Here is a 17,716-nt window from a genome sequence, read left to right on the forward strand (position 1 = left end):
ATCCAATCAATTTACTTAATCACTGCGCGCTGACTATTCGTCATCTTGGGGCACATTATATATCTTTGAAATGTTTGGATGGTAAGACACATTTGACATATCTGCGGTCGCTGAAATTATCGTAGGAATTCTCTAATTAGTGATATGGCAGATGAAAGTTTGGGTGAAACAATTAAGAGCCCTGAAAGTTTTCTACTTCAGGTATTTTCTCATTCCTCCGTTCTCATTCTTCTGGCCTTCGCTATGGCAGCTGTTGCAAAAGTTGTGATGTTATACAAAAAGAGCCCCGGCTTCGACCGAGGCTCTTTTTGACAACCGTTAATAGGTTATTGATTAGTGGGGATAGATAGCTTGAAGTTAGGCTGTTGCCGGATAGACGCTAACCTTCTTACGACTTTTACCCTTACGCTCAAAAGTAACTACACCATCCACCAAAGCAAACAGAGTATCATCACTACCGCGACCGACATTCTCACCAGGGTGATACTTAGTTCCACGCTGACGAATAATAATATTGCCTGCAATTACAGCCTGGCCACCATACTTTTTGACACCGAGGCGTTTTGCATTAGAGTCGCGACCGTTGCGCGTACTACCAGTACCTTTCTTATGAGCCATTAATTAAACCTCCATGGTTACCTAAGTATAAACTGTCTCACTGACGCTTACCTTAGCGCTCTATTCTTCTTCGCTGACAGCAGCAGGGACATCTTCTGCAGTAATTGTTTTACCGCCGATGTTGATGGAATCAATCATCAGACGAGTGAGTTCCTGACGATGCCCTCGCTTTTTACGAGTCTTTTTCTTAGGCTTCATTTTATAAACGATCACCTTTTTACCTCGTAAATGACGCACTACAGTCCCACTCACGCTAGCGCCCTCTAATAGGGGCTGGCCAATGCTAGTGTCGTCACCATCTTGTACCAGCAAAACCTTATCGATAGTGATGCTGGAGTCTTCTTCAACTGCCAGACGATTAATATCGTAAAAGCGACCGGGTTCCACACGCAGCTGAGTGCCACTCGCTTCAATAATTGCGTATACCATTTGCTCTCCTTTGCCGTACAGGTAGCAGTTATTGCTTCAAACCTGGTCCGAGCAGATTTTTTGCACAGAATCTAATCATCGTTAATTTGGGTAGAGGCTGTCAAGGTAAAAATATAGTTTTTGATATACTGCCCTATCGTTGGTTTCGTCCTGATTGCTGGTGGAGCACGTGTTTTAAGTAGGTAAATACTGTTTCCCATAGGCGAGGAAATTCAGATATATGTCAGACCTACTGATGTTGATGGCGCAGCTAACCGCTTCAGAACCGCTCAGCGGTCCGAACCCAGACGCTGATATTGCGCCGATGGCTCAAGCGGCTGTGGATGCGGCTAGTCGGATTGAGCAGTTGGTGCCTCAACCATCAGTACAAGGAGATATGGCGCTGGCACCCGAATTTTCCAGAGAAGTGGCGGCTCGACAGCGGCAAAAACTGTTACGCCTGCAGCAAACTGCTCGTCGCCCTGAACCAACGGCCTATGCGACTACTCCTCGGGCCCTGGAGGTAGCGCGTCGCCGGGTGACGGCGGCAGTGGGGCCGAAGCCGGTGAGTGGGCCACAGCTGTTTGAACAACGCTGGGCCGCGTTGCAATCTGGCTCGCTCTACACTCGGGTAGCACCCGATAGCTTTTACACCCAATGGTCTAAAGCTACATATCAGCCGACTTATGACGAATGGCAGGGTTTACTGAAACGGGAAGCTGATGCGATCGCATCCGGTCAGGGCAGTAATCGCCTCACCGTTGTCATTGGCGATTCCCTCAGCATGTGGCTGCCTCCTGAGCTGTTACCTCGCGATCGCTTCTGGCTCAACCAGGGGATCTCCGGCGACACAACCGACGGCATTCTCAAACGCCTGTCCGCCTTCGCCAACACCAACCCCGATACCATTCACCTAATGGCTGGTGTTAACGATCTTAAAAATGGGGCTAGCGACCATGAAATCTTGACTAACCTCAACCAGATCATGGCCCGACTACGACAGCAGCATCCCTATGCCCGCGTCGTCGTCCATTCTATTTTGCCAACCCGTTGGGAAAATATTCCTAGCGATCGCGTTCGTGCCCTCAACACCCAGATCGCACAGCTCACAGACTACCACCAGCTCGATTATCTAGATTTACATCCCAGTTTTAGCAATGATACCGGGAACCTGCGCCAGGAACTCACCACCGACGGTCTACATCTCAACCGTTTGGGCTATCAAGTTTGGCAGCTAGCGTTGCTGGAGGTGTAGGCCAGGTATCAAAACAGACCGAGACCCTAAAAAGGCGCTTCCCAACTGACCAATTCGCCCCGTAAAATATAGGGCCAAGGTCAAACTTACTAGTAGTGCCCACATGAAATCTTATCTGGCTGCAGCGCTGCAGATGACCAGCGTACCTGACCTGGGAAAAAACCTTACCCAGGCAGAGGAGCTGATTGACCTCGCCGTTCGTCGTGGAGCCGAGTATATTACTCTGCCTGAAAACTTTTCCTTTTTGGGAGATGAAGCCGGTAAGTTAGCCCAAGCAGCTGAAATTTGCGCTGCCAGTGAAAAATTTCTCAAGACCATGGCCCAGCGCTATCAGGTGACCCTCTTAGGCGGTGGCTACCCTGTGCCGACAAAAGACAATCGGGTCTACAACACAGCCCTATTAGTTGACCCCAATGGCAACGTATTGCTGCGCTACGAAAAGGTGCATCTCTTTGATGTCAATCTCCCCGATGGCAACACCTATCAAGAGTCCGCCACCGTAACCTCGGGACACCAGCTACCATCCGTGTTTCAGACATCTAACCTGGGCACCCTGGGCATCTCTGTTTGCTATGACGTACGTTTCCCAGAGCTGTATCGGCATCTATCTCAGCTAGGGGCAGAAGTGATTACTGTGCCTGCTGCTTTTACCGCATATACAGGTAAAGACCATTGGCAGGTGCTCTTACAGGCCAGAGCGATTGAAAATACCTGCTATATCATTGCGCCTGCCCAAACCGGATTCCACAACAATATTCGCCAATCCCACGGCCATGCCATGATTGTTGATCCCTGGGGGATTGTGTTGGCCGATGCTGGCCAGGACGTCGGCATGGCCATCGCTGAAATCACCCCGTCGCGGCTCGGACAAGTCCGCCAGCAGATGCCGTCTTTAAACCATCGGGTATTTGCATAGAGCCCAGATGACACTTCGCAGGAATAGGTCAAAGCAACACCAAAAGTGTGAATTTTTCCTTAAAAAAAGGGATAAACCTGAGCTTAATGAGCTAATGGCATCGAGCTATCTCATGTAGAGTAAACAGGATAAGTAAATTTCTACGGTTCATATGAGCGACATAACCGGAGTGCTGTCAGTCCTAGAAAGCAGTACGTTTTTATTAGCTGAGGTGAACGAAGCTGAGCTAGGGCCGTTGATCTTGGCCAGTGTGCTGCTCAGTTTAATTGTTATTTATTTAGCAGCCAAACTGGGTGGCGAACTTTGTGCCCGAGTTAATTTGCCATCTGTTTTAGGTGAACTCGTAGGTGGCGTCATTGTTGGTGTTTCGGTCCTAAATCTGATCGTTTTTCCTGAGGGGGCTGAGCCGGTCCACTCAGTGCTCATGGACTTTGTCCAACTAACTGCCCATTTAGATGCAGACGCGTTACTGGCCGTTTTTAACGGCGAAAGTGAAGTGATTTCGGTGTTAGCCGAAATCGGTGTCATTATTCTGCTATTTGAAATTGGGTTAGAGTCTGACCTCAAAGAATTGATTCGTGTTGGCCCCCAGGCCGCAGTAGTGGCAGTAGTGGGTGTGGTTGTCCCCTTTGTTGCGGGTACGGTTGGGCTAATTGCCCTGTTTAATGTGGCTACGATTCCAGCCGTATTTGCAGGTGCTGCACTGACTGCAACCAGTATCGGCATTACTGCCAAGGTTTTGGCCGAGCTGCAAACCCTAAGTTCTCGTGAAGGGCAAATCATTATTGGTGCGGCTGTCCTTGACGATGTTTTAGGCATTATTGTCCTGGCTGTTGTAGCCAGCCTTGCTAAGACCGGTGAAATCGAGATCAGCAACGTTCTTTTGCTGATTGTTGGCGCAGCCGTATTTTTAGTCGGTTCCATCCTCATCGGGCGATTGCTCAGTCCGCTATTTGTCAGTCTTGTGGACAATATGCAAACCCGTGGTCAGGTACTGATTAGTTCCTTGGTGTTTGCATTTGTGCTGTCCTACATTGCGGCTGCCATTCAGCTAGAGGCTATCCTGGGTGCGTTTGCCGCTGGCCTGATTTTGGCTGAAACTACTAAGCGCAAAGAGTTAGAAGAGCAAATCAGTCCGATTGCTGATATGTTAGTGCCCGTATTTTTTGTCACTGTTGGTGCCCATACAGACATTAGCGTGCTTAATCCGCTGAACCCAGATAACCGGGAAGGATTGATCATTGCCTCCTTTTTGGTTGTCGTTGCCATCATTGGTAAAGTCATTACCGGGTTTACGGTTTTTGGCCAAGACGGTATTAATCGACTGGCCATTGGCGTTGGTATGATTCCTCGGGGCGAAGTGGGACTAGTATTTGCTGGGGTTGGTGCAGCTAGCGGTGTGCTTTCAGAATCCTTAGACGCCGCCATTATTGTCATGGTCATTTTTACGACATTTGTAGCGCCGCCACTGCTGCGTATTGTCTTTAATACTGATGATGATGATGATCCCAACTGTCCTACTGACGCAAAAGCCCCTCAGGAAATGGCTGAGGCAGCAGCAACAGACTAGTTCATCGGCCCGATAGCAGTTGATAGCGCCATCAGCTCACTATGAGCGAGGCGCTAATTTGGCAATGCCCAGGTGCTTTAGGTAATTTATCTATTCCTGCTAATATCTCCAAACGATTGGAGAGGCGACCGTTGACGCGGGCTAGCTAGTGGGGAATGAAGATTAATGCGATCTGACTGGACTAATGATTGCGGATCGGAAGACCCGTCTAAATTTCTCTGATAAAAATAGATGCGATCTGTAAAAAATTAGTTGGGTTCAGCTATGATGCGAGCCAACTGGAAGGGGCGACGTTTGTAGCGCCCGATATTGGTCGATATTTATCCAAGGTCAGCCCTTGACCTGAGGTGTTTCACCCGTTAGATAAGTCATTCTAAATCCGAAGTTACGTCTTCTTGCTTAAAAGTTTTGTGTGAAACTAAAATCTGGCAAAAATCCGACTAAACTCTAAGCAACGTAAAATAGCTAATTTAGTAAGCGTCTTCCCCATGGCAAAAATCCTTCAGATGCCCACTCAAACCGGTAAAATTGGTGTTTTTGACAGCGGTGTTGGGGGATTGACGGTATTACGGGAGATTATGGCCCATCTCCCAGCTGAATCTTTGCTGTACTTTGGCGATACTGCCCGTGTGCCCTATGGCGATCGCACTCAGGCGGAGTTACTCAGGTTTGTGCGGGAAATTATTACCTGGATGCAAGGCCAGGGCGTCAAGATGGTGGTGATGGCCTGCAATACGAGTTCAGCCTTAGCGTTGGAAATCGTCCAGGCGGAGTTTGACTTGCCGATTTTGGGGATTATTTTGCCAGGGGCGCGAGCGGCTGCTAAAGCTGGACGGCGGATTGGGGTGATTTCGACGGTAGCGACTGCTCAGAGCAACGCTTACAAGCAAGCGATTCTAGAAGCGTCATCCAATTCCCAGGTCTGGCAGGTGGGCTGTCCTGATTTTGTGCCACTGATTGAGAAAAGCCGCATTGATGATCCCTACACACGAGCGGTGGCAACGGATTACCTCAAGCCTTTGATGGCTGCCAATATTGACACTCTGGTCTATGGCTGCACTCACTATCCACACCTGGCACCGCTCATGAATCAGATTTTGCCGTCGTCAATTACGGTGATTAATCCGGCGAGTTTTTTGGTGACTGCTATGACTAAGGAGTTGGATCTATTGGGGCTACGTAGTAATCAATCAAAGTCACAAATTGATTTTTATGTCAGCGGCGATCCGGCTCAATTTGCTCAGGTCTCCAGCCAGTGGTTGGGCTTTACCCCCGATGTTAAACCAGTAAGTTTGGCTGTGTTAGAAGGACTTGCGATCGCACAGTCCTTCTAACACCAAATCCGAATTCAGTAACCCTGATGGAAAATGGATAACTCTGTAGGGGCAATCCCTTGTGGTTGCCCTGGGATATCGGGGTCAGGTAACCAGGATTTCGTCAATTGCCCTATTCACAAATATAAGACTCAAGCCCCCTCAACTTAGAGGCTTAAGTCTCGCTTCAAATTGATTTTGATATTAGCTAGCCAGGACCGCCAAGACCTTGTCGTGAATTTCGCCATTGCTGACAACGACGCCCTGGGTATCCACGAAGCGAGGCTCCTTGGAAAAATCCAAAGTCTTACCGTGCATATCGGTAACCTTGCCACCAGCTTCTTCGGTCACCAATACCCCCGCCGCATGATCCCAGATCTTTTCGCGATATCCAGGATACTTGGGAGAGGGTAGCCGCAGATAAAGAACAGCGTTACCCGAGGCGACTGTGCCGTATTTCGCCTGGCTATCCATGCGAATGGCTGCAGTGGTGATGCCTGCTGCCTGGGCGATGCGGGCGTGGAGTTCTTGATCACTGTGGGCCACGCTTTCTACAAAGCGGAAGTTTTCAGCATCTGTAGAAGAGGTAACCGAGATTTTCTCAGGATTGCTGCCATCCATGTCCATCATCATGGCTCCTTCCCCCCGAACTGCCACAAACAAGATGCCAGCACGACCATTTAACTTCAGGGCCGGACATCCCAACACACCGACCTTGAGATCACCGTCTTCCACCATGGCCAGGGCAACTGCATACTGGTCACCGCGCAAAAATCCCTTGGTGCCATCAATTGGGTCCAGGGTCCAATAGCGAGGGCTGACATCGCCGTTGCCCTGGTCAATCCAGCCTGGAATCTGGTCGTTGGTTGCATCAGGAATAACCGCTTTTACATAGTTGGTGACCTGGGCCAGACGCGGAGCCATTTCTGGTGTTCTTAAATCGTCAGCATCTTCTTCACCTACGATCGGGTCGTTAGGAAATGCATCTTTGAGCATTTTGCAAACAATTGCCTGGGCCCCAAAGTCAGCTACCGTCACCGGACTCTTGTCAGATTTTTCAATCGCTTCAGGGACCATTTCAGCTCGTACTTTCTCACATACGATGGCGGCAGCTTGTACGGCTGCGATCGCAATTTCCTTTTCCTTTTCGTAGGCCATAGTAATAACGATAAAAATTCAACAAAAAGCTTAGAAGATTCCCTGTACAGTCTACTGAACCGCACCAATATCCTCAGCAGAGAATCGATAAATTTGTCTGGATGCTGTGGCTCTAGTTATAGTCAGCGATCCAGCTACGAGTGCCAAAATATTGACAGCTAAAGCTAGCGATTGCACTGGCTTGAGCTAAAGCCGCTGGAAAGTCACCGGCCCAGATGTGGCAAAACGCTCCATGAAAAATATCTCCGGCACCCAGGGTGTCAACAACCGTTGTTGCCGGGACTGGTAGTTCTCCTAGCTGCCCCCGGTCACTAAAAACAATCGGCTGCTCACCGTGGGTAATGGCAATATAAGGAATTCCCAGGCTTTGCAAGTAGGTCAATGCCTGCTGGCCATTCGGCGGATGAAAGTTAGCCGATGCAATTACTACTGTGGCCAGAGACAGCACCTGATCAAACCCCGCCTTCCAGCTACCCGCATCTACAACCACAGGAATCCCTAACGAACTAGCGGCCTTCGCGATCTGTTGCCCCAGAGCCATTTGATGCCCATCCACCAGCACCACATGGATATCATTCGTCAGATCTACCGACTGATGCTCTACCTGGAGTCCCACCGCGTTTAGCGATATCACCGCACGTTCCCCCGAGTCTTGAGACACAACAATTGAGGAAATCGGCGGTGGCTCCTGCCGCTGGGGTGTCAAATCGACAATGCTCACCCCGACTTTGGCCATATCTTCCCGCAGCAGCGTCGTGATGGGATGTTGTCCTACTGCTGCTGTTACTGTTGCCCGGCCTCCCAGGGCTGCAAAGGCAACGGCTGCATTAGTGGCTGGCCCTCCCGCTGCCATCATGGCTGCTGCGGCTACTAGTTTTTCATTTGCCTGAGGCGGTCGCTGTGCTTGATAGATACAATCAAGGGTCATAAGACCCACAAAGAGTCCACGCATTAAAAATGTTAGTGTTTTTTCAATCTGAATTATTAGAGCTAACTAATGTCAGTACAGGTTAAGAGCTTATTTGAGACTTCTGAACGAAAAAATGGGATTTACATCCCAAGATCGAATCAGAGCTTTAGCTTGTCCCGTATTCATGGGAACTAGCTCTGATTCACCATAGATTCTTAACTCTATTGAATCTAGTGACTAACTTTTAGGTGTTTTCAGACTTTTCCTGCAAGAATCTATCCAAACTTTCTAAAAGTGCAGGTAACGTATTCTGCACTATGCTCCAAAGAATTTCATGGTCAACATATTCATATCGATGGGCAATGATATTCCTAAGAGCAACCGTATTACGCCAGTCTATTGCAGGATGTTCCTGCTGAAACTCTCTTGATATTCTTCGGCAAGCTTCTCCCAAAATTTCAAAGTTTCGCTCTACTACTCTTTGTATCCAAAGCGTTTCGAGGTAACTTTTCTCAGAAAAATCGGCTGTAAATTGCCGTATTTCCCGAATCGCTTGAGTCATATCCCAAATAGCAGCATAATCTCGACTACTTTCGTTCATATATGACGCGGTTCGTTTTTAAGATTTCTGCACGACGATAGGGATTTTTGAGCAGGTGTTTTCGGACTAGATCAACTTTTCGCTTAAAAAGCTTTTCGGATGTTTCTTGTAAATCTAGCCACATTGGCCATGATAGCTTTTGATCTGGGGAAAATTCTATCAGAAGATCGATATCGCTTGGATTTTCACCGTCTGACCGAAAATCATCTCGTAAAACTGAGCCAAATACTCCTAGTTTGACGATACTAAACTGCTCGCAAAACTCAGCCAATTGGTCATAGTTTACCTGCAGGCGTTTTTCCAAAATATCTAAGGCTAAGCTGTCTAGGGTTGATTTTGCGGAACCGGCAGTTTCCATAGCAAATGCGAGGGACTTGTAGTAGCGATGTGCATTTGAACGCAAATAGGTTGAGCGTGTACTTCAATTGTATGGTTAGTGCAGGATTGTAACCAATACTTACTTTGTCTACTGCTGGCACGCTTTACCTGGTTGCCACCCCCATCGGTAACCTTGAAGACATTACTTTTCGGGCTATCCGTATCCTAAAAGAGGCGGACCTGATTGCAGCCGAAGATACGCGTCATACGGGGAAATTACTACACCACTTTCAAATTGAGACGCCACAGATTAGCTACCACGAGCATAATGCTCAATCCCGGATTCCGCAGTTAATTGAAAAACTCCAGATGGGGCAAATCATTGCCCTGGTTAGCGATGCGGGGATGCCAGGAATTTCTGATCCGGGCTATGAACTAGTGTGTGCTTGTGCTGAAGCAGGGATTATTGTCAGTCCAATTCCAGGTCCGGCAGCGGTAGTTAGTGCGATCTCAGCCTCAGCTCTACCATCCGATCGCTTCACCTTTGAAGGGTTTTTGCCAGTTAAGGGTAAAGCTCGCACTGAACGATTGACCCAGCTGGCCGCTGAATCCCGCACCATGGTGCTTTACGAAAGTCCCCATCGGTTGCTCAAAACCCTGGCTGATTTGCAAGCTCATCTGGGGGGTGACCGGAGAGTAACCGTAGCGCGGGAATTGACCAAACGCTACGAGGAATTTTGGCGTGGCACGGTGGATGAGGCGATTGAGCATTTTACGACCACTGAGCCGAGGGGAGAATTTACGGTTGCGATCGCAGGCCACACCCCTAGCCCCAAAACCCTGTCCAATGATGAGCTATTAGCTCAACTCAAGGGCTTAATTGCTCAAGGATTATCCCCTTCCCAAGCCAGTCGACAGCTAGCTGATCAAACAGGAGTTCCAAAACGAGAGATTTATCAACTGAGTCTGAGTCTGAAACCACCTACAGAAAACTAACACACTTGTTATCTAATCCAGTAAAAACCGTCGATTCAGGGGTTGTACCGGACGAGCGTTGCGTTTACCAATCGCTTGAATAAAGCGATCAACTTGAAGTAGAGAAACAGTAATAGTTTCTTTCATCACAATCCAGTTCACCGTTTCTGAACAGGGGGGCGTGGTTAAAGACCCGTGGTAGCGATAAAACTGCTCTGTATTAGTAGGAAACAACGACATCGCATTAAATGAACAATTCTGTACTGTTGTTTGGACGCCCGCTGAATCAGGCATATAGTTCCAGATCTGTTGCAAGGCTGTATTCATTGTGCCTTCCCTAAGTAAAACCCCAATCACAACGAATGCCTGTGTCTCTGCATTTTGGTGAACAAAATGCACCTCCATTGCAGCCGGGATGCCGTTTTCTAGATGCTCACTCGGCGCGTGGAAGTGAAATTGCTTTAATTCAAAGCGTTCTCCATCCAGCCGGATGGTGCTGCCAGGGGCATAATCTATCTGGATAGTGCGGCCATTATTTTTAATCTTGAGGGGTGTGGGCTGATAATCCAAGCTAAGGGATGGTTGCTCCCCGTGGATGGCCTTGGTTAAATCTATTGGTGACTGCTCAGAGCCAGTAGTACACGTAGCGTAGGCATCCGATAGCTCTCCCCAGCGATCAGGGCCTGCATCACCGGTATAGCCCCAATAGGGCTTATCACCAGAGTCCCCAGCTGACCTGACAATAGCGTCTAAACGACCAATTCCTAACGAACCAGCAGCAATACCTAGCAGTGAGTACCGTAACAAGATACGTCTATTAATTACCCCTGATGTTTGAAATGAGGTTGATGACACATCGGGATTGTTATCGTTAAGTTCAGCATTCACAATTAGTTTGAGCTGTCAGCGATATCAGGTAAGGCAAACCACTCAGACCAGCTTATATCCCGACCTGGAAAGCCAACTGATTTAAACGGCCAAGCATCGGTTAGCCATTGTCTGACATCCGCCAACAATCGTTCTTCTAGGCCACTGGCTAGCTCACTTTGTCGCGCCCACAGCAACGCGTAGGCATCATACCCCTGGCGATCGGACGGATAAAAATACACACAGCCCAGACAGCGACTTTCATCTAGACTCACCATGGTGTAAGCAAATGATGTGCGTCGCTGAAATTCTTTTTGGTGCCAGCCCAGATCAATTAAGTCTTGTTCCAGCGTCAGTCCCTCAGGCCAGCTGCTCGGTGGTGGAAAAATTCCCTTCAGATGGTCTGCGCTGGTCATTACTGCGTCAAAGTCTTTGACCACATCATTAACCGTCAACATCCGCAGACGATACTCATCGGTTTCAAACACCGCTGGGGCATCAAAATTTGATGAAACAAAGGAAGAAGTCGTCGTACCCACGTTAAAACTGCTGCTTTAGTACTTTTAGAATTTGTAGCACGGCGTAGAGCTGATTTTGGGACTGACGAAATAAAGAAAAGTCATCAGATAAGGCGTAGGTTGGTGTGGGTGTTATGGCACGGTCGGCTATGTCAGGTTTCTGGTTCTAGCGATGGTATTATTTCAAGCGCTCCTCAATGGCTTGAAAGTCGCGGTTGATTTCGACCCACAGAGATTTGTTTAAGGGGTCAGTTTTGAGAGCTTTGTCCAGATAAATGCGAGCTTTGCTTAGCTGGCCCTGATTAATTAGCTGACGGCCCCAGCGCTGGTAGGTAATGGCCTGCCACTGACGCACTTCTAGGTCTTGGGTAATCCGCTGGGCCAGGCCTTCGACCAGGGCGATCGCACGTGGATATTTTTGCTGTTTAAGCAACAGCTCCAATTGTCGGTAGGAATCCTGCTTGAGCTTTTGCTCATGGTCCGATAGACCCGGATTCTTCTGTACCGGACTGGGTGGTTCTGCAGCCGATTTCTCTGCTGCAGAAGCGCTATTCTCAGCCTCCTCTTCAGGCTGAAATACCTCCAGCAGAGCTTCGTAAGCTTTAGTTACCTTGATAAACCGATCTTGCGATCGCTGATCATCAGGATTAACATCTGGGTGATACTTACGCGCCAGCTTCCGATAGGCGGCTTTGACATCATCAAAAGACGCCCCCGTTCGTAATCCCAATGTCCGATAATGATCAGCTAACCCCATTGCACCCGACGAACTGCTCCAGATTCTGTCATTAAAACGCAGAATACGCCTAATATTGCGTCATGCCTAAAAATTTAGGCGAGACCGATGAGGTGCAGTGTGCAAAACGTAAATGAAGTAACGCCTAGATCCGTTCTTCAATCACCCGATCGATTAGACCATAGGTTTTGGCTTCTGCCGCTGACATAAAGTTATCTCGGTCTGTGTCTTTCTCAATCTGCTCGATTGTCTGGCCAGTATGTTCAGCCATCAAGCCATTCAGTCGGTGCTTAATCTGAACAATATGATTGGCCTCAATTTCAATATCGGTTGCCTGGCGCTGACCAACTCCGCCCAGAGGTTGGTGGATCATAATCCGAGAATGAGGCAGTGCTAAACGCTTACCAGGGGACCCGGCACAGAGCAAAAATGATCCCATTGAAGCCGCTAGACCGACACAGATGGTGACTACCTCTGATTTGATGTAGCGCATGGTGTCGTAGATGGCCATACCCGCTGTTACCGAACCACCTGGGGAGTTGATATACAGATAAATTGGCTTAGTAGGATCATCAGAATCCAGATACAGCATATAAGCCACGATGGCGTTGGCGATGCCGTCTGTGACTTCCTCGGTTAAGAAAATGATGCGCTCACGGAACAGCCGTTCATAAATGCTGATCCATTGTTCGTAAGTGCTACCGGGAAGGCGATATGGAACGCTGGGAATACCAATAGGCATGGGTTTATCGGGTATAAGGGGTTGGCAGAGGAGTGAAAACGTAGGTTTGGTTGAGCCTGGCGAAACCCAACGAATCCGAAATGTTGGGTTTCACGTGTTCAACCCAACCTACGGGGATATCGCAAAATTTAAGATGGTTTCTCGATTACCCGATCAATTAAGCCGTACTCAATGGCTTCTTGAGGCGTAAGGTAGAATATCCGCTCCATATCCTTGTGAATTTTTTCTTCGGACTGGCCTGTGTTCTCACTCAGTAGCTTGGTAATCAAACTGGTCTTACCTAGCACCTCATCGGCATTGAGTTCAATGTCACTGGCTTGACCACGGGTACCGCTGTAGGGATGAACCAGCGCTATGGAGGAATTAGGGAGGCTAGAGCGTTTGCCTTTGGCTCCGCAAGATAATAAAACAGCGGACATGCCAATGGCCTGGCCCATACAAATGGTAATCACATCAGACTTGATATGACGCATCGTGTCATATACAGCCAGACCGGCTGTTATGGACATCATGCCTGCCGAACCATCTGCCATCCCTGCCATTACAGGATCGCCCAGGGAATTGATATAAAGATAGATCGGCTTACCTGGCTCTTCAGAATCTAAATAGAGAAAAGCAGAAATCAGCGAGTTTGCTACGCCGTCGGTCAAAGGCTGGTTCAAGAACAGAATACGTTCCTGACTCATACGAGTGTAGATATTGACCCAGGCCCATCGACGGCTACCAGGCAAGTTATAGGGCACTCGAATAGGACGTTCTACAGACATGGCTAACCAATACCCGCTGGAATTTGTGCAGGCAAATCTTTGGTGCTTTCTAGTACCCGATCAATTAATCCGTACTCCTTAGCTTCCTCGGGAGTCAGATAGAACATGCGGTCGGTGTCTTTCTGTAGTTTTTCGGGGGGTTGCCCGGTACAGCGCGACAGAATGTCCAGGGTAGCTTCGCGATTGGCCAGTACCTCCTTGGCGCGAATCTGAATATCGGTTGCCTGACCTCGTGCACCTGTACGGGGTTGGTTGAGCACGATGGTGGCATGGGGCAGACTGGCTCGGAATCCTTTTGTGCCTGCTGCCAAAATCATGGATGCTGTTCCCATGGCTTGACCAATGCAGATTGTATGCACAGGTGGACGGATGTAGCGCATGGTGTCGCAAATGGCAAAGGCTTCTGTTTCAAAGCCTAGGGCATCGCCGGTATACCAGGATGTTCCAGTTGAGTTGATGTAAAAATAGATTGGCTTGTCGGGATCGTCAAATTCTAAATAGAGCAGCTGGGCGATAATCAGTCGAGTGACATCCATTCCCATCTGACGCTTGTAATCGTCTGACGACACTAGAGGCGTCCCCAAATAGACAATCCGCTCTTTTAGCAGCAATGATTGTAAATCGGGAGGGGGAGTACGAAACGCGGCATCCCCGCCATAGTAAGGAGCCTGTACGGCTTTGATATTAGAACTCATAGACCCAGTTAGCCCTCTGCGGTGTCAGCTGTTCACCGTTCAACGTTTGGTGTCAATAAGTCGGTGATGTCACGACCTATTAACGTCTACATAGTGTAACTCGCTCTGAACAAGCTCGCAGGCTAGGAGTTTGGGGGATATCCGCCCATGACCTGGGTCTTTTTAAGGAATTTTGCGTCAAGTGATGTAGCTCTTATCTGCACATTGCCAGCATCTTGCTTTCAAATATGGGTATTCCTACGGGAATATTAGGATATGAACTAAAGGAGAGCATTGCCCTAGATGGCTACTTTAGGCAAATTACGGCAATGTTTTTACGCAAATTAGGGTGTGCCTTTGGGGCTGATTTTTAGAACTATATCGATAGCATCATTGGTAGGCAAACGAACGTATGAAAGCTAACGTGCAGTGGTCCATTAGCGATCGCAACCTAGACACCGCTCAAACCAACACTCAGCGTCACTTAGCCATTGCCGTCCAGGCTGCCAGCAGTAAACGTCCGCCTCTAAACCTCTGTCTTATCTTGGATCAAAGCGGCTCCATGGGCGGTGCTCCCATCAAAAACGTTCGTGCTGCTGCTCAAAAAATTATTGATAATCTATCTCCGCAAGACCGGATCTCCATCGTTTCGTTTGACCACAAGGCTCAAGTGGTTGTCCCCAATCAGCTAGCTGCTTACCCTGATGCCATTAAACAGGCCATCGAAGGCATCCGAGCTGGTGGCGGCACAGCTATTGATGAAGGACTGAAGCGTGGCATCGAAGAAGTGGCCAAGGGTAAAACAGGGACTGTCTCCCAGATCTTTCTGCTCACCGATGGTGAAAATGAGCACGGTGACAACGACCGCTGTCTTAAGCTGGCCCAGCTTGCCGTCAGCTATAGCTTTACTGTGAGTACGCTCGGCTTCGGCGACCATTGGAACCAGGATGTGCTCGAAAAACTGGCTGATGCTGGCAACGGCAGTCTGACCTACATTCAAAACCCTGACACGGCCATTCAAGAATTTAGCCGTTTGTTTAGCCGGGTGCAGTCTGTCAGTCTTACCAATGCTTATCTGGTGCTGACACTGCAGCCGCAAGTGCGTTTGGCCGAACTCAAACCCATTGCCCAGGTCTTACCCGAAACCATCGAACTTGACGTTCGGCGTGAAGGGGAGCAGGCTATTGTTCGCTTAGGGGATTTGATGAATAATACTGCCCGCGTTATTTTGGTTAACCTTTATATTGCGCAGCTACCAGCCGGTAATCATCCGATTGTCCATGCTGAGGTTCAGTACGATGATCCGACCCTGGGTAGCTCTTTGTCCACTGATAAAGCCATCATTGATGTCACAGCCCAGACGGTTTATCAATCCCAGAGCGATCCTCAGGTGCAGCAATACATTCTGGCGCTAGCTAAGTATCGTCAAACTCAGATTGCTGAAACTAAATTACAGGCAGGTGATCGTACTGGAGCGATTACGATGCTGCAGTCGGCTACTCAAACGGCCCTACAGATGGGGGATCAAACGGCGGCTACGGTTTTACAAGAAAATGTGACTCAGTTGCAGACGGGGCAAGACTTGTCAGAACAGGCTAAAAAGAAAACACGCATTGCTTCGAAAACGATTTTGCAATAGTTGGAACTGTGATTTTGCTGGCTGGGCAACTGAGCTTTTGGTGTGATTGGGCAACCTTTGATGGATTTTTGAACAATGCCGTTAGGTGAGGTGTGGTTGTAAGTTTCTAGCTGCTGGCTAATGGCGAAGTGGGCTGCTCAGGGCTTTCCCTCCTGAAACCCCCGTTCTGGGGAACTCGACGTCCCCCTTCCATGCACACTGGGAAAACTGAATTGTTTTTACGCAGGGTTCTAGGGCGGGACGCCGCCCTAGCCAGGAGGTTTGGGGACCTCGGAGGGACCCCAAGCAGCACCTACACTATTAGCGATACCCTAAATCCCAACCCCTACGCCTTACTCGATGGAAATCACCTATCACCCTATTACCGTCCACAAAAAAGTCCCCCTCACCATTAGTCGCGGCACTAACACCCAATCCACCAATCTCTTCATCCAAATCACCGCCGACAATATTACTGGCTACGGCGAAGCCACTCCCTTCTCCATCGGCGACCAAACTCAAACCACCGAAACCATCACTCACTCCCTCGACCAAATCATCGAAGGTATCTCCTTTTACCATCCCCTCGACCGCCAAATCATCGAAGAAAGTCTCGACCAAATTGCTCCTTGCTCTGCTGCCCGTGCTGCCATTGATGTTGCTCTCTGGGACTGGCTTGGTAAAAAGGTTGGTTTGCCTCTGTGGCAGCTGTGGGGGTTAGACTGCCAAAGAATTGGACCGACAGCTGTAACTATAGGGATTAATTCGCCTGACGGGGCGTGCGATCGCATTCGTCGCTGGCACACAGACTATCCCGATCTCCGCTCCATCAAAATCAAGCTGGGCAGCCCGGCTGGCATTGATGCCGACCAGGCCATGTTCAGCGCCCTAGAAACCGAATTTCGCCCCCACGACAAAATCAGCATCGACGCCAACGGCGGCTGGACCCTCGACGATGCCAAAACCATGGCCACCTGGCTCGCTGACCGCAACGTCACCTACCTAGAGCAACCCCTCCCCGTTAGCGCCAACCACCATCTGGCCGCACTAAAACACCACTCGCCATTACCGATTTTTATCGACGAAAGCTGCTTCACCAGCCGCGACATCATGCCCTTAGCCCAGCACATCGACGGCATCAACATCAAACTCATGAAATCCGGCGGCCTTACTGAAGCCCGCCGCATGATCCACACTGCTCGCGCCTGCGGGCTGGGCGTTATGTTTGGTTGCTATTCTGATAGCGCGCTCTCCAATACAGCCCTGGCCCAGCTATCTCCCCTAGCCAATCATCTCGATCTCGACAGTCATCTCAATCTCAAAGACGATCCCTTTATCGGGGCGCAATTAGAACTGGGTCGCCTGATACCTAGTGAAAAAATAGGTTTAGGGGTGGAATATCTGAGTCCTTAGACTATGGTTCGGTTCATCCCGGCGCAAATACGCCAATTAGCGTAGCAACCCCACCAATTACCATCAATCCAGCGGGCATGAACTTTTTCGTTTTCACTAGCCGGATGATAAATACAAGTATCAGCACCAGTGTCACAATTTTCACTAGCCACAGACCGCTTGCGATATTTTGAGCTGCTCGCAATGCACCAATAATCAACAGCAACCCACTGATAAGGCCAGAAATCAGCGACGGTTTACTGCGAGCTTTGAGGTAGCCAACAAGACCGCCAGCCACAGCCAGGATGCCATAAATCAATGCGATGATAAGTCCTAATGACATAGCGCAAAGGGATTGGG

The 17,716-nt window shown here is 49.0% G+C and carries 20 protein-coding genes; 7 read left to right on the plus strand and 13 right to left on the minus strand.

The features are described from left to right. Positions 1-357: 357 nt before the first annotated feature. Together rpmA and rplU are read right to left on the minus strand one after the other, a co-directional pair. Complete coding sequence (gene rpmA / locus N836_RS67545; RefSeq protein ID WP_023076085.1) at positions 358-618, minus strand: 50S ribosomal protein L27; 261 nt, start codon at positions 616-618, stop codon at positions 358-360. A 60-nt stretch (positions 619-678) separates the two neighbouring features. Next, positions 679-1,047: a 50S ribosomal protein L21 gene (gene rplU / locus N836_RS67550; protein ID WP_023076086.1), complete on the minus strand. Its 369-nt coding sequence runs from the start codon at positions 1,045-1,047 to the stop codon at positions 679-681. A gap of 220 nt (positions 1,048-1,267) precedes the next feature. Here rplU and N836_RS67555 point away from each other — a divergent pair, with 220 nt between their 5' ends. From N836_RS67555 to murI, 4 genes are all read left to right on the plus strand, one after another. Next, positions 1,268-2,281 carry a GDSL-type esterase/lipase family protein gene (locus tag N836_RS67555; protein ID WP_023076087.1) on the plus strand — a complete coding sequence of 338 codons (1,014 nt, stop codon included), beginning with the start codon at positions 1,268-1,270 and terminating at the stop codon, positions 2,279-2,281. 103 nt (positions 2,282-2,384) lie between these two features. Beyond that, positions 2,385-3,197 (plus strand): carbon-nitrogen hydrolase family protein, encoded by an 813-nt coding sequence (locus N836_RS67560; protein ID WP_023076088.1) that lies wholly within the window; start codon positions 2,385-2,387, stop codon positions 3,195-3,197. A 151-nt stretch (positions 3,198-3,348) separates the two neighbouring features. Continuing rightward, a complete protein-coding gene (locus N836_RS67565) occupies positions 3,349-4,767 on the plus strand; it encodes a cation:proton antiporter (RefSeq protein WP_023076089.1) in 1,419 nt (472 codons plus the stop codon). A gap of 488 nt (positions 4,768-5,255) precedes the next feature. Further along, a complete protein-coding gene (murI, locus tag N836_RS67570; protein WP_023076090.1) occupies positions 5,256-6,101 on the plus strand; it encodes a glutamate racemase in 846 nt (281 codons plus the stop codon). Positions 6,102-6,284: 183 nt separating this feature from the next. Here murI and N836_RS67575 read toward each other — a convergent pair whose 3' ends face one another. The 4 genes from N836_RS67575 to N836_RS67590 form a co-directional block, all read right to left on the minus strand. Then, positions 6,285-7,238 (minus strand): 3'(2'),5'-bisphosphate nucleotidase, encoded by a 954-nt coding sequence (locus tag N836_RS67575; RefSeq protein ID WP_023076091.1) that lies wholly within the window; start codon positions 7,236-7,238, stop codon positions 6,285-6,287. Between the two features lie 112 nt (positions 7,239-7,350). Then, positions 7,351-8,190: a PfkB family carbohydrate kinase gene (locus N836_RS67580; protein ID WP_023076092.1), complete on the minus strand. Its 840-nt coding sequence runs from the start codon at positions 8,188-8,190 to the stop codon at positions 7,351-7,353. 202 nt (positions 8,191-8,392) lie between these two features. Continuing rightward, the gene (locus N836_RS67585) at positions 8,393-8,749 is read right to left on the minus strand and encodes a HepT-like ribonuclease domain-containing protein (protein ID WP_023076093.1); all 357 of its coding nucleotides are present in this window, start codon (positions 8,747-8,749) and stop codon (positions 8,393-8,395) included. Continuing rightward, the gene (locus N836_RS67590) at positions 8,736-9,107 is read right to left on the minus strand and encodes a nucleotidyltransferase family protein (protein WP_023076094.1); all 372 of its coding nucleotides are present in this window, start codon (positions 9,105-9,107) and stop codon (positions 8,736-8,738) included. The genes N836_RS67585 and N836_RS67590 overlap by 14 nt, the downstream gene beginning before the upstream one ends. Before the next feature lie 104 nt (positions 9,108-9,211). On the opposite strand from N836_RS67590, the gene rsmI reads away from it, so the two are divergent. Beyond that, positions 9,212-10,063, plus strand: coding sequence for a 16S rRNA (cytidine(1402)-2'-O)-methyltransferase (gene rsmI, locus N836_RS67595; protein ID WP_023076095.1), 852 nt, complete (start codon positions 9,212-9,214; stop codon positions 10,061-10,063). 12 nt (positions 10,064-10,075) lie between these two features. Here the strand turns inward: rsmI and N836_RS67600 are convergent, their stop codons facing one another. From N836_RS67600 to N836_RS67625, 6 genes are all read right to left on the minus strand, one after another. Then, complete coding sequence (locus tag N836_RS67600; RefSeq protein ID WP_023076096.1) at positions 10,076-10,930, minus strand: carbonic anhydrase; 855 nt, start codon at positions 10,928-10,930, stop codon at positions 10,076-10,078. 2 nt (positions 10,931-10,932) lie between these two features. Continuing rightward, positions 10,933-11,448 carry a hypothetical protein gene (locus tag N836_RS67605; protein WP_023076097.1) on the minus strand — a complete coding sequence of 172 codons (516 nt, stop codon included), beginning with the start codon at positions 11,446-11,448 and terminating at the stop codon, positions 10,933-10,935. Between the two features lie 157 nt (positions 11,449-11,605). Further along, positions 11,606-12,184, minus strand: a complete 579-nt coding sequence (locus tag N836_RS67610; protein ID WP_023076098.1) for a J domain-containing protein — start codon at positions 12,182-12,184, stop codon at positions 11,606-11,608. A gap of 124 nt (positions 12,185-12,308) precedes the next feature. Further along, the gene (locus N836_RS67615; RefSeq protein ID WP_023076099.1) at positions 12,309-12,905 is read right to left on the minus strand and encodes an ATP-dependent Clp protease proteolytic subunit; all 597 of its coding nucleotides are present in this window, start codon (positions 12,903-12,905) and stop codon (positions 12,309-12,311) included. A 128-nt stretch (positions 12,906-13,033) separates the two neighbouring features. Beyond that, positions 13,034-13,672: an ATP-dependent Clp protease proteolytic subunit gene (locus tag N836_RS67620; RefSeq protein WP_023076100.1), complete on the minus strand. Its 639-nt coding sequence runs from the start codon at positions 13,670-13,672 to the stop codon at positions 13,034-13,036. 2 nt (positions 13,673-13,674) lie between these two features. Next, on the minus strand, positions 13,675-14,367 hold the full coding sequence (locus tag N836_RS67625) for an ATP-dependent Clp protease proteolytic subunit (RefSeq protein WP_023076101.1): 693 nt from the start codon (positions 14,365-14,367) through the stop codon (positions 13,675-13,677). 391 nt (positions 14,368-14,758) lie between these two features. Between N836_RS67625 and N836_RS67630 the strand changes: the two genes are divergently transcribed. Both N836_RS67630 and N836_RS67635 read left to right on the plus strand, forming a co-directional pair. Continuing rightward, positions 14,759-15,985, plus strand: a complete 1,227-nt coding sequence (locus N836_RS67630) for a vWA domain-containing protein (RefSeq protein ID WP_023076103.1) — start codon at positions 14,759-14,761, stop codon at positions 15,983-15,985. Between the two features lie 339 nt (positions 15,986-16,324). After that, positions 16,325-17,377: a mandelate racemase/muconate lactonizing enzyme family protein gene (locus tag N836_RS67635; RefSeq protein ID WP_023076104.1), complete on the plus strand. Its 1,053-nt coding sequence runs from the start codon at positions 16,325-16,327 to the stop codon at positions 17,375-17,377. A gap of 13 nt (positions 17,378-17,390) precedes the next feature. Here N836_RS67635 and N836_RS67640 read toward each other — a convergent pair whose 3' ends face one another. Then, positions 17,391-17,699 carry a TMEM14 family protein gene (locus tag N836_RS67640; RefSeq protein ID WP_023076105.1) on the minus strand — a complete coding sequence of 103 codons (309 nt, stop codon included), beginning with the start codon at positions 17,697-17,699 and terminating at the stop codon, positions 17,391-17,393. Positions 17,700-17,716: the final 17 nt, after the last annotated feature.

Origin of the sequence: Leptolyngbya sp. Heron Island J, assembly GCF_000482245.1 — a bacterium.
In the GTDB taxonomy this organism is placed as follows: Bacteria; Cyanobacteriota; Cyanobacteriia; order Phormidesmidales; family Phormidesmidaceae; genus Leptothoe.

Bases quoted from the DNA above. Each gene is read 5' to 3' on its own strand.
- N836_RS67610 (WP_023076098.1), bottom strand. From the start codon at position 12,184: ATGGGGTTAGCTGATCATTATCGGACATTGGGATTACGAACGGGGGCG.
- N836_RS67630 (WP_023076103.1), top strand. From the start codon at position 14,759: ATGAAAGCTAACGTGCAGTGGTCCATTAGCGATCGCAACCTAGACACC.
- rplU (WP_023076086.1), bottom strand. From the start codon at position 1,047: ATGGTATACGCAATTATTGAAGCGAGTGGCACTCAGCTGCGTGTGGAA.
- N836_RS67590 (WP_023076094.1), bottom strand. From the start codon at position 9,107: ATGGAAACTGCCGGTTCCGCAAAATCAACCCTAGACAGCTTAGCCTTA.
- N836_RS67565 (WP_023076089.1), top strand. From the start codon at position 3,349: ATGAGCGACATAACCGGAGTGCTGTCAGTCCTAGAAAGCAGTACGTTT.
- N836_RS67560 (WP_023076088.1), top strand. From the start codon at position 2,385: ATGAAATCTTATCTGGCTGCAGCGCTGCAGATGACCAGCGTACCTGAC.
- N836_RS67615 (WP_023076099.1), bottom strand. From the start codon at position 12,905: ATGCCTATTGGTATTCCCAGCGTTCCATATCGCCTTCCCGGTAGCACT.
- N836_RS67640 (WP_023076105.1), bottom strand. From the start codon at position 17,699: ATGTCATTAGGACTTATCATCGCATTGATTTATGGCATCCTGGCTGTG.
- N836_RS67580 (WP_023076092.1), bottom strand. From the start codon at position 8,190: ATGCGTGGACTCTTTGTGGGTCTTATGACCCTTGATTGTATCTATCAA.
- N836_RS67585 (WP_023076093.1), bottom strand. From the start codon at position 8,749: ATGAACGAAAGTAGTCGAGATTATGCTGCTATTTGGGATATGACTCAA.
- N836_RS67555 (WP_023076087.1), top strand. From the start codon at position 1,268: ATGTCAGACCTACTGATGTTGATGGCGCAGCTAACCGCTTCAGAACCG.
- rpmA (WP_023076085.1), bottom strand. From the start codon at position 618: ATGGCTCATAAGAAAGGTACTGGTAGTACGCGCAACGGTCGCGACTCT.
- N836_RS67635 (WP_023076104.1), top strand. From the start codon at position 16,325: ATGGAAATCACCTATCACCCTATTACCGTCCACAAAAAAGTCCCCCTC.
- N836_RS67625 (WP_023076101.1), bottom strand. From the start codon at position 14,367: ATGAGTTCTAATATCAAAGCCGTACAGGCTCCTTACTATGGCGGGGAT.
- N836_RS67575 (WP_023076091.1), bottom strand. From the start codon at position 7,238: ATGGCCTACGAAAAGGAAAAGGAAATTGCGATCGCAGCCGTACAAGCT.
- murI (WP_023076090.1), top strand. From the start codon at position 5,256: ATGGCAAAAATCCTTCAGATGCCCACTCAAACCGGTAAAATTGGTGTT.
- N836_RS67620 (WP_023076100.1), bottom strand. From the start codon at position 13,672: ATGTCTGTAGAACGTCCTATTCGAGTGCCCTATAACTTGCCTGGTAGC.